Here is a 10622-nt window from a genome sequence, read left to right as displayed (position 1 = left end):
CGGCGGCGGACGCGGCGGACGGCGGGCCGGGCGCCTGGGCGTCAGGCGGGCCGGCGGGCGGGCCCGAGGGCGAGTCGGTCATCGCGGGGAACGCTACCGGGTCGGACCGCCCGGTAAATTACCCATACCTGCCAAAAGGGGAGCTGGTGGTATGGGTCACTGGTGGTACCGGAACATCGTCGAGCCGGGCAAGCTCCCGCTGCTGCTGGCCCTGGTCTCCTTCGTGCTCTCGTTCCTGGTCACCCGCACCATCACCCGGCTGATCCGGGCCGGGAAGGGCCCCTTCAAGAACATCACCCCGGGAGGGCTGCACGTCCACCACGTGGTGCCCGGCGTGGTCCTGGTGATCGTCGGCGGCTTCGGCGCCGTCGGCAGCGGCCGGTACGGCTTCGCGGCGCTGCTGTCGGCCGTCCTCTTCGGGCTCGGCGCCGGGCTGGTGCTGGACGAGTTCGCGCTGATCCTGCACCTGGACGACGTCTACTGGAGCGAGCAGGGCCGCAAGAGCGTGGAGGTCGTGGTGCTGACCGCCGCGCTGGTGGGCCTGGTGCTCGGCGGGTTCCTGCCCTTCGGGGTCAACGACCTGACGTTCGAGGAGCGGCAGAACCGCGGGCTCGTGGTCCTGAACACGGCCACCAACTTCTTCCTCGCCCTGGTCGCCCTGTGGAAGGGCAAGCCGCGCACCGCCCTGCTGGGCACCCTGGTCCCGTTCGTGGCGCTCGTCGGCGCGGTCCGGCTGGCCCGGCCCGGCTCCCCGTACGCGCGCCGCTTCTACGCCGACCGCCCCAGGGCCCGGGCCAGGGCAGGGCTGCGGGCCTTCCACCACGACCGGCGCTGGGCCGTGCGCCGGCGGAGGTTCCAGGACTTCATCGGGGGCGCCCCGGACCCGGCCCCGGCCGACGAGCAGCCCCGGCGGGACGGCCCGGCCGGGAACTGAGGCGCCCCGGGCCCGGGCCGGCCGGGAAACGGGGCGCCCGGACCGGGATCAGCCGGGCAGCAGCCCGTCGCCGGTGAGCATCTCCCGGACCTCCTCCAGCGAGGAGTCGGGAGCGGGCAGGATCAGCTCGCTCGGCTCCAGCGCATCGTCGGGAAGCGGCGTGCCGAGTCGGCGTACGGCGTCCAGCAGCGCACCCAGCGTGCGCCGGAAGCCCTCCTCGTCGCCGGACTCCATCTCGTCCAGGAGCTCGTCGTCCAGCGCGTTCAGCTCCACGAAGTGTTCGTCGGCCAGCTTGACCTGGCCCTCCCCCATGATGCGAACGATCATGACGGACCCCGTCCTACGGCTTGTCGAACCGGTGCTGGGCCTGCTGCGACTGCTGCTGGGCGGCGCCCGGGGTGCCGCCCTCGATGGCCTGCTGCTGCGCCGACGGGCCCCCGGCCAGCTCCGCCTTCATGCGCTGGAGCTCCAGCTCCACGTCCGTGCCCCCGGAGAGGCGGTCCAGCTCGGCCTGGATGTCGTCCTTGGCGAGCCCGGACTGGTCGTCCAGGGCCCCGGAGGCCAGCAGCTCGTCGATCGCGCCGGCGCGCGCCTGGAGCTGGGCCGTCTTGTCCTCGGCCCGCTGGATGGCCAAGCCGACGTCGCTCATCTCCTCGGAGATGCCGGAGAAGGACTCGGCGATCCGGGTCTGGGCCTGGGCGGCCGTGTACGTGGCCTTGATGGTCTCCTTCTTCGTGCGGAAGGCGTCCACCTTGGCCTGGAGGCGCTGCGCGGCCAGGGTGAGCTTCTCCTCCTCGCCCTGGAGCGTCTGATGCTGCACCTCCAGGTCGCTGACCTGCTGCTGGAGGGAGGCCCGGCGGGACAGCGCCTCGCGCGCCAGGTCCTCACGGCCGAGCGCGAGCGCCTTGCGGCCCTGGTCCTCCAGCTTGGCGGACTGCCCCTGGAGCTGGTTGAGCTGCAGCTCCAGACGCTTGCGGGACGTCGCGACGTCGGCGACCCCGCGGCGGACCTTCTGGAGCAGCTCCAGCTGCTTCTGGTACGAGTAGTCCAGGGTTTCGCGCGGGTCCTCGGCCCGGTCAAGGGCCTTGTTCGCCTTCGCGCGGAAGATCATCCCCATACGCTTCATGACACCGCTCATGGGCTTCGCGCGCCCCCTTCTGACGGACTTCGACTCCAGGTCACGATCAGGCACCACAGTAGGGGCCCTGCCTCCATTACCGCACTGTTCCGCCGCGGATGCGCTCCTCCCCGAGAACGACTACGCCTCCGCCCAGGTCAGGCGGAAGGAGTAGACGGTCCCGGGGAGGACCCGGAGGGCCCTCCCTGTGGAAAACCTGTCACCTCTAGTGACGCCCGCCGTTGCGGGATCGTTCCCCGCCGGGGTGGGGCCCGTGCGCCTGAACACGTACCCTTGGGTTTTGTGTTTGGTAGCCGTTCCTCCAAGGAAGAGAAGGCAGCCGCCACCGACAAGGTGACCGCCGACCTCTCGAAGCCCCGTGACCCGCAGGCCCCGAAGGGCCGCCCGACGCCGAAGCGCGCTGTCGCCCAGTCGCAGCGCAAGGCGGTCGTGGCCTCGACCGGCGACCGCAAGGAGGACATGCGGCGCGCCCGCGAGCGGCGCCGCGTCGAACTGGCCAAGCAGCGCGAGGCGATGGCGAGCGGCGACGAGCGGTACCTGCCGGCCCGGGACAAGGGCCCGGTCCGCCGGTTCGTCCGCGACTACGTGGACTCCCGCTTCTCGATCGCCGAGATGTTCCTGCCGCTCGCGGTCGTCATCCTGATCCTGAGCATCATCAACCAGCCGGCGATCCAGAACATCGCCCTGCTGCTGTGGCTCGGCGTGATCGCCCTGATCGTCGTGGACTCGATCGGCCTGTTCATCCGGCTGCGCAAGGCCCTGAACGTGCGCTTCCCGAACGAGCCCAAGCGCGGTGCCGCCGCGTACGGCCTGATGCGCACCCTCCAGATGCGCCGGCTGCGCCTGCCGAAGCCGCAGGTCAAGCGCGGAGAGCGGCCCTGAGCGACCGTTTCGCGGACGGCGCCCGGCTCTGGCTGGAGGGGCTGGGAGGACTGCGCAACGCCGTCCGGCAGGAGCTGGTGGGCCGCCAGGTCGAGGAGCAGATCGCCCAGCGCTTCCCCGTGGGGCAGCGGCTCCGCGTCCTCGACGTGGGCATGGGCCAGGGCACGCAGGCCCTGCGGCTGGCCCGGGCCGGACACCAGGTCACCGGCCTGGAGCAGGACCCGGGGATGCTGGACGTGGCGCGCGACGCGCTGTCCCGGGAGCCCGCCGGCATCCAGGACCGGGTCCGGCTGCTGGAGGGCGACGGCCGCGAGACCGGCGCGCACTTCACGCCGGGCAGCTTCGACGTGGTGCTCTGCCACGGCGTCCTGATGTACCTGCCCGAGCCGGACGGGATGCTCGCCGGGCTGGCCCGGATGCTGGCGCCCGGCGGCCTGCTGTCGCTGCTCGTCCGCAACGGCGACGCGCTGGCGATGCGGCCGGGGCTGGCCGGTGACTGGTCGGGCGCACTGACGGCGTTCGACACCGTGGCGTACACGAACCGGCTGGGACTGGACGTGCGCGCCGACCGGCTGGCGGACCTGACGTCCACGCTGTCCGGGATCGGGGCGCCGCTGCACTCCTGGTACGGGGTGCGGGTGTTCACGGACGGGACGGAGGCGGTTGAGGCGTTGCCGCCGGAGGGGGAGCTTGAGCGGTTGCTGGCGGCGGAGGAACGGGCTGGGCGGACCGATCCGTACCGAGGCGTGGCCGCCCTCCTCCACCTGATCGGCGTCCGCGGCTGACCGCTGCGCGGAGCCTTTCCCCACCCGCCCCTTCCCGAACCCGGGGCTCCGCCCCGGACCCCTTGCGGGGGCTCCGCCCCCACACCCCCGCGCCTCAAACGCCGGCGGGGCTGGAAATGGCCAGGCTTCGCCGGCGGGGCTGGAGATGGCTGGGCTCCGCAGCCGAAGCTGCGCCCCGTCAGGGGCGCGGGGAACTGCGCGACCAGCCACCGCAGGCCGACACGGCCAGCTCGGACCCGTTCCTTGCAACCCCGCCGGCGTTTGAGGCGCGGGGTCCGGGGCAGAGCCCCGGACAAGGCTCAGGCGTCCAGAGCCTCGCGCAAGCTCATCGCGTAGATCTCCGCCCCGCTGTCGTCGGAAAGCTTGACCCGCTCCGCGCCGCCCTCCAGGAGATCCTTCCAGTACTCGCCGATCCACGACTCCGCGTCGCCCTGCGTGGTGAACTCCTCCGGCTCCACCGCCGGCGCCGTCTCCGTGCCGTCGGCCTTCTCGAACCGCCACGTCCACGCCATGTCCGCCTCCGTTGGTCGTCCGTTGCTCGTGCGGTGCTTTCCCGGTTATGTCTGCCCCGCAGCGTAGCCGGGCGCGCACCAGTCGCGCCGACGCGGGAGGATCTTCCTTGTGGAACTGACTCTGCTCGGCACCGGCGCGCCCGAAGGACTGCCCCGCCCCGGCTGTCCCTGCGCCGCGTGCGCGGTATCCGTGGGCACCCGGGCGCGGGCCGCGACGGCCGTTCTCGTGGACGGGGCGCTGCTGCTCGACCTCACGCCCGGGGCGGTGCTGGCCGCGGCCCGGGCCGGGCATTCGCTGGGCGGCGTACGGCAGGTGCTGCTGACGCACCCGCACGACGGGCCCGCCGTGGAGCTGCCGCCCGGGCTGCCCACCGCGGTACGGGTCCCCGACGGCCGCGAGCTCGCGGTGATCAGCGGGCACCGGGTGCGGGCCGTGCCGATGGACTCGCCGGGTACGGGGTACGAGGTGACCGGGCCGGACGGGGAGCGGCTGCTGTACCTGCCGCCCGGTTGCGCGCCCGCCGGCACGGAGGCGCGGTCCGGGGTGCGCCCGTACGACATGGTCCTCGCGGACGTGCTGGGCCGGCCCGAGGCGCTGGCCCGGCTGCGGGCCTCGGGTGAGGCCGGCCCGGCCACCGACGTGGTGGCCGTGCACCTGGACCACGACACCCCGCCCGGACGGGAGTTGAAGCGCCGCTGCGCCGCCGCCGGGGCCCGGGCGGTGCCGGACGGGGCCACGCTGGTCGTCGGCGACTACCAGCTGGTGCCCGACGTGCCGCGCCGCACGCTGGTGCTGGGCGGGGCCCGGTCGGGCAAGTCGTACGAGGCGGAACGCCGCCTGGAGGCCTTCCCCGAGGTCCACTACGTGGCGACCGGCGGCACCCGGGACGGCGACCCGGAGTGGGCGCAGCGGGTCGGGCTGCACCGGGAGCGGCGGCCGGGCAGCTGGCGGACGCTGGAGACGTGCGAGCTGGTCCCGCTGCTCGCCGAGAACGGTCCGCCGCTGCTGATCGACTGTCTGGCGCTGTGGCTGACGGACGCGATGGACCGGGCCGGCGCCTGGGACGACGAGGTGTGGGCGGCCTCCGGCCAGAAGGAACTGCGCGAGCGCACGGCCTCGCTGGCGGCGGCGCTGCGCGCCACCCGGCGCACGGTGGTGGCGGTGAGCAACGAGGTCGGCTCGGGCATCGTCCCGGCCACCGCCTCGGGCCGGCGCTTCCGCGACGAGCTGGGCCGCCTGAACGCGGTGGTCGCCGGCGAGTGCGAACACGTCCTCCTGGTCGTCGCCGGCCAGGCCCTGGTGCTCAAGGACTGAGGACCAGGGTCCGGGTCCTCGTGGACCGGCCCCCGGGCCACCGCCCCGCCGCCGCCCTGCGGCCCGGGGTCCGGGCCCGTAGGGGAGCTGTAATCTTCGGCAGATGACCACGCTGAATCTCGACGACTTCTCCGATCTGATCGAGCGCCCCGACGGCGGCGTACGGCGGGACGCCGAGGACCGCCGGCAGCGGCTGGCCGTGCCGCCCGGGGCGCTGGGCCGGCTCGACGAGCTCGCCGAGTGGCTGGCGGCCGCCCAGGGCCGGGTGCCGGTCAGGCCGGTCGAGCACCCCAAGGTCGTGCTGTTCGCCGCCGATCACGGCGTGGCCGGGCTGGGGGTCTCCGCCCGTCCCGCGGGCGGCGCGCACGAGCTGGTGCGGGCCGTGCTCGACGGGCGCAGCCCGGTGTCGGTCCTGGCGGCCCGGTACGGCGTCGCGGTCCGCGTGGTGGACGCCGGCCTGGACTGCGAGCCGGAGCTGCTGCCCGAGGACGTGGTCAAGCACCGCGTACGCCGGGGCAGCGGGCGGATCGACATCGAGGACGCGCTGACGGCGCAGGAGGCCGAGGCGGCGCTGCGGCTGGGCATGCGGATCGCCGACGAGGAGGCCGACGCGGGGACCGACCTCGTGGTCCTCGGCGACCTCAGTGTGGGCGGTACGACGGTCGCCGCGACGCTCGTGGCCGCGCTGTGCGGGACCGACGCCTCGGTCGTGACCGGCCGCGGCGGGCTGCCCATCGACGACCTGGCGTGGATGCGCAAGTGCGCGGCGATCCGCGACTCGCTGCGGCGGGCCCGGCCGGTGCTCGGCGACCAGGTGGCGCTGCTGGCGGCGGTGGGCGGTGCGGACGTGGCCGCGATCACCGGGTTCCTGCTCCAGTGCGCGGTGCGCCGCACCCCCGTGATCCTGGACGGGATCGTCTCGGCGGCCTGCGGACTGGTCGCGCAGCGGGCCGCGTTCCGGGCCCCGGACTGGTGGCTGGCCGGCCAGGCCAGCGGGGAGCCGGGTCAGGCCAAGGCACTTGACCGGATGGCGCTCAACCCCGTGCTCGACCACGGCGTCACAGTGGGTGAAGGAACCGGGGCATTGCTGGCTCTTCCTCTGGTCCAGGCGGCCGCCGCACTCGCGGCGGACCTCCCGGTGCGGGAGACGGAGCCGACAGACTGAGCCACGGGGCGGCGGCCCTGACCAGGCCGCCGTTCCCGGACTCCGTGAGAGGCGATGACCCATATGATCGCTTTTCATGGGAGAGGTCCTTTTGGGCAGCGCAGAGACCGACCGCAAGGGCGACCGGGCACCGGTCGACGGGGCGGGCGGAAGCAGCAGGGGGAGCGCCGGCCGGGGCAGCGGCGGCGGGGGGAACGGCAGCGGGGGGAGCGGCGGCCGGGGAACCGTCCGGTCCCGCCGGGCGGCCGCGTTCGCGGTCTGGTACCTGCGCCTGGTCACCTTCGTGAACTTCCTCAGCGCCGTATGGGTTTCGCTCGGCCAGGACCTGCGGGCCCACAACACCGACGACTACTACACCCCGTACCTGCTCACCGCGGGCTTCGGCTCCGGCCTGTTCACCCTGTTCCTCGCCGTGACCATGGGCCGCCGCAAGCGGGCCGCCTGGATCCTGAACCTGGTGCTCGGCGGCCTGTTCCTGCTGCTGTTCGCCGTCCAGCTCTCCCTGCCCCACCATCCGGAGATCCGCATCCACGCCCAGAACTGGGTCTCCGTCGTCCTCACGGCGGGCTTCGTCGGCGCCCTGCTGCTGGGCCGCCGCGAGTTCTACGCCAAGGGCGACCGCTCCAATCCCAAGCTGGCCACCGCGGTGGCCGGACTCGGGCTGCTGGTGACCTCGCTGGTCGCGGCCGTGATGGTGGGCGCCACCGACACGGCGGCGACCGGGGCCGGCTTCCTGGAGCGGTGGGCCTACGGCGTGCTGCGCCTGGTCACCCTGGACATCGAGGGCACCGCCTTCACCGGCATCAGCACGCCGGCCTGGGTGGACGTCTGCATCAACGCGATGTCGTTCGTGCTGCTCCTCGCCGTGCTGCTGGCCGCGTTCCGCTCGCGCCGCGCCGTGGACCCGCTCACCGAGGAGGACGAGGAGCGGCTGCGCGCCCTGCTCGCCAAGCAGGGCGACCGCGACTCGCTCGGCTATTTCGCGCTGCGCCGCGAGAAGAGCGTGATCTGGTCGCCCACCGGCAAGGCCGCCGTCACCTACCGGGTCATCGGCGGGGTCTCGCTGGCCTCGGGCGACCCGATCGGCGATCCCGAGGCCTGGCCGGGCGCCATCGAGCCGTGGCTGGCCGAGGCCCGGGAGCACGGCTGGGTGCCGGCGGTGACGGGCGCCGGCGAGGAGGCCGGCACGATCTACGCCCGGCACGGCCTGGACGCGCTGGAGCTGGGCGACGAGGCGATCGTGGACACCGCCGAGTTCACCCTGGAGGGCCGCGCCATGCGGACCGTCCGGCAGGCCTACAACCGCGTGAAGCGCGCCGGGTACACCGTACGGATCCGGCGGCACGCCGAGATCCCGGCCGAGGAGATGGACGAGCTGCTGCGGCGCGCCGACGACTGGCGTGACGGGGCCACCGAGCGCGGCTTCTCGATGGCCCTGGGCCGGCTCGGCGACCCGGCCGACGGCCAGTGCGTGATGCTGGAGTGCACCGACGCCCAGGGCGAGCTGCGGGCCATGCTGTCCTTCGTGCCGTGGGGGGCCAAGGGGCTGTCCCTGGACCTGATGCGCCGTGACCGGGACTCCGAGAACGGCCTGATGGAGTTCATGGTCATCGAACTCTTGGAACGCTCCCGGGAGATCGGGGTCGGCCAGGTCTCCCTGAACTTCGCGATGTTCCGGTCCGTCTTCGAGCGCGGCTCCCGGCTCGGCGCCGGTCCGGTGCTGCGGATGTGGCGTTCGCTGCTGAGCTTCTTCTCCCGCTGGTGGCAGATCGAGTCGCTCTACCGGGCCAACGCCAAGTACCGGCCGGTCTGGGAGCCCCGGTTCATGCTGTTCGAGAAGAGCTCCGACCTGCTGCGCATCGGGATCGCCGCGGCCCGCGCCGAGGGCTTCCTGGAGGCGCCGGGGCTCCCGAAGTGGTTGCACCGCAGACACCTGGAGAGCAGGCGGTGACGGCTCCCGCGGTGCGGCGGTCCGCCCGGCGCGAATGGGGGCCGCTGTACCGGACCGTGCGGGAGGCGCTCGTCGCCAGGAAGTGGCGGGCGATCCCGATGACCCTCGGGGCGGTCGCCCTGACCTCGGTCTTCCAGATCGTCCAGAACCAGCCCTGGGGCTTCCAGCCGGTCCAGAACCTGGGCTCGGTGCGGGCCGCCGACCCGCTGTGGCTGGCCCTGCTGCGCACCCCGCTGTCGCTGTTCGTGCCCGCCCTGGACCTGCCGGTGTGGGGCGCGCTCGCCCAGATCCTGCTGGTGTTCGGCATCGCCGAGATCTGCATCGGCTGGTGGCGCACCCTGCTGATCGGGTACGTCGCCACGGTCGCCGGCACGACGTACGCCCGGATCGGGCTGGCACTCAGCCCGGAGCACCCCTTCGGCCTGCCCCTGTCGGACCGGATCGTCAACGACACCGGGCCGTCGGCGGCGGTGGTGGGCCTGGCCATGTACGTCTGCTGGCGCTACCGGGCGTACCTGACGGGCGCCCTGGTCGTCCTCGCGATGATCGTCGAGGTGCTGGTCAAGAACAATCTGGCCGGCAAGGAGCACCTGGCGGCCATCGCGGCGGTCATGGCGCTGTGCGCGGTCCGGGCCAAGTGGGGTCCGCAGCGGTCCCGGGAGCCCCTGGGCACCCACCGGCCCCCGCCGCCCCCTCCCCCGCCACCGGGGGGCGGGGCAGGCCGTACCGTGTCGGGGTGACGACAGACCTCGACCCCTTCCGCGCCACCCGGCGGTGGCTGCGGGCGCATCCGCTGGCGACCGACGCGCTGCTGGCGTTCGGGGTGCTCGTGGCGATGGTCGTCGGCTCGTTCGCGGACCCGCACGGCCCGCACGGCCCGACGTTCGGCACCCGCAGCCCGGACCCGGTCTCGGTCGTGCTGATGGTGCTCGGGGCGGCGGTGCTGGTGCTGCGCCGGCGCCGGCCGATGGCCGTGCTCGCCGCCACCAATGCGCTGTCGCTGCTGGAGCTGACCACCGGCGAGCCCCGGGCGCCGGTCGCCATGTGCACGGTCATCGCCCTGTACACCCTGGGCGCGCACACCGACCGGCCGACGACCTGGCGGGTCGGCCTGCTCACCATGACCGGGCTGACGGGCGTGGCCATGCTGGCCGGCCCGCTGCCCTGGTACGCCCAGGAGAACATCGGCATCTTCGCCTGGACCGGGATGGCCGCGGCCGCCGGGGACGCGGTGCGCAGCCGGCGGGCCTTCGTGGACGCGATCCGGGAGCGGGCCGAGCGCGCCGAGCGGACCCGGGAGGAGGAGGCGCGGCGACGGGTGGCCGAGGAGCGGCTGCGGATCGCCCGCGACCTGCACGACGTGGTCGCCCACCACATCGCGCTGGTCAACGTCCAGGCGGGGGTGGCCGCGCACGTCATGGACAAGCGGCCGGACCAGGCCAAGGAGGCGCTGGCGCACGTACGGGAGGCCAGCCGGTCGGCGCTGAACGAGCTGCGGGCCACGGTCGGGCTGCTGCGCCAGTCCGGGGATCCGGAGGCGCCGACCGAGCCGGCGCCGGGGCTGGCCCGGCTGGACGAGCTGGTCGACACCTTCCGGCATGCCGGGCTGCCGGTGCAGGTGGCCGTCGACATGCCCGCCGGGGCGGCTGTCCGCGCGGGCGTGGACGGGGACGGCGGTCCGCTGCCGGCCGCCGTGGACCTGGCGGCCTACCGGGTCATCCAGGAGGCGCTGACCAACGTCCGCAAGCACGCCGGGCCCGGCGCCCGGGCCGAGGTGAGCGTGGTGCGGGTCGGGCCGTCGGTGGAGGTCACGGTGCTGGACGACGGCGGCACGGGCGCGGACTCCTCCCCCCTGCCCGGCCCCGGGCCGGGCGGCGGCCACGGCCTGCTCGGCATGCGCGAGCGAGCCGTGGCCCTGGGCGGCACCTGCTCCACCGGCC

General features: G+C 74.0%; 11 protein-coding genes. 8 read left to right on the top strand and 3 right to left on the bottom strand.

Annotated elements, in window-relative coordinates; translation table 11 throughout:
• The first annotated feature begins 151 nt into the window (after window positions 1–151).
• Window positions 152–934, top strand: coding sequence for a hypothetical protein (locus tag GPJ59_RS27100; RefSeq protein ID WP_219670324.1), 783 nt, complete (start codon window positions 152–154; stop codon window positions 932–934).
• Between the two features lie 48 nt (window positions 935–982).
• Here GPJ59_RS27100 and pspAA read toward each other — a convergent pair whose 3' ends face one another.
• Both pspAA and GPJ59_RS27090 read right to left on the bottom strand, forming a co-directional pair.
• Complete coding sequence (gene pspAA / locus GPJ59_RS27095) at window positions 983–1261, bottom strand: PspA-associated protein PspAA (RefSeq protein WP_219670323.1); 279 nt, start codon at window positions 1259–1261, stop codon at window positions 983–985.
• A 13-nt stretch (window positions 1262–1274) separates the two neighbouring features.
• Complete coding sequence (locus GPJ59_RS27090) at window positions 1275–2072, bottom strand: PspA/IM30 family protein (RefSeq protein WP_219670322.1); 798 nt, start codon at window positions 2070–2072, stop codon at window positions 1275–1277.
• Between the two features lie 282 nt (window positions 2073–2354).
• Between GPJ59_RS27090 and GPJ59_RS27085 the strand changes: the two genes are divergently transcribed.
• Entirely contained in the window at window positions 2355–2954 is a 600-nt protein-coding gene (locus GPJ59_RS27085) for a DUF3043 domain-containing protein (RefSeq protein ID WP_219670321.1), read from the top strand.
• A gap of 77 nt (window positions 2955–3031) precedes the next feature.
• The gene (locus GPJ59_RS27080; RefSeq protein WP_219670320.1) at window positions 3032–3739 is read left to right on the top strand and encodes a class I SAM-dependent methyltransferase; all 708 of its coding nucleotides are present in this window, start codon (window positions 3032–3034) and stop codon (window positions 3737–3739) included.
• Between the two features lie 299 nt (window positions 3740–4038).
• Here the strand turns inward: GPJ59_RS27080 and GPJ59_RS27075 are convergent, their stop codons facing one another.
• Window positions 4039–4251, bottom strand: coding sequence for a hypothetical protein (locus GPJ59_RS27075; protein ID WP_219670319.1), 213 nt, complete (start codon window positions 4249–4251; stop codon window positions 4039–4041).
• 109 nt (window positions 4252–4360) lie between these two features.
• On the opposite strand from GPJ59_RS27075, the gene GPJ59_RS27070 reads away from it, so the two are divergent.
• The 5 genes from GPJ59_RS27070 to GPJ59_RS27050 form a co-directional block, all read left to right on the top strand.
• Window positions 4361–5566 carry a bifunctional adenosylcobinamide kinase/adenosylcobinamide-phosphate guanylyltransferase gene (locus GPJ59_RS27070; RefSeq protein WP_219670318.1) on the top strand — a complete coding sequence of 402 codons (1206 nt, stop codon included), beginning with the start codon at window positions 4361–4363 and terminating at the stop codon, window positions 5564–5566.
• Window positions 5567–5678: 112 nt separating this feature from the next.
• The gene (cobT, locus tag GPJ59_RS27065) at window positions 5679–6731 is read left to right on the top strand and encodes a nicotinate-nucleotide--dimethylbenzimidazole phosphoribosyltransferase (RefSeq protein ID WP_219670325.1); all 1053 of its coding nucleotides are present in this window, start codon (window positions 5679–5681) and stop codon (window positions 6729–6731) included.
• Between the two features lie 76 nt (window positions 6732–6807).
• Window positions 6808–8682: a phosphatidylglycerol lysyltransferase domain-containing protein gene (locus GPJ59_RS27060; protein ID WP_219670317.1), complete on the top strand. Its 1875-nt coding sequence runs from the start codon at window positions 6808–6810 to the stop codon at window positions 8680–8682.
• Window positions 8679–9422 (top strand): hypothetical protein, encoded by a 744-nt coding sequence (locus GPJ59_RS27055; RefSeq protein ID WP_308120508.1) that lies wholly within the window; start codon window positions 8679–8681, stop codon window positions 9420–9422. The genes GPJ59_RS27060 and GPJ59_RS27055 overlap by 4 nt, the downstream gene beginning before the upstream one ends.
• Window positions 9419–10622: sensor histidine kinase (locus tag GPJ59_RS27050; protein WP_219670316.1), on the top strand; the 1204-nt coding region annotated here is incomplete at its 3' end. The genes GPJ59_RS27055 and GPJ59_RS27050, both read left to right, overlap by 4 nt.

Origin of the sequence: Streptomyces bambusae (genome assembly GCF_019400985.1) — a bacterium.
In the GTDB taxonomy this organism is placed as follows: domain Bacteria; phylum Actinomycetota; class Actinomycetes; order Streptomycetales; family Streptomycetaceae; genus Streptomyces; species Streptomyces bambusae_A.
The sequence above is the reverse complement of the archived record's forward strand: the minus strand, read 5'-3'. Positions and strand labels throughout refer to the sequence as shown.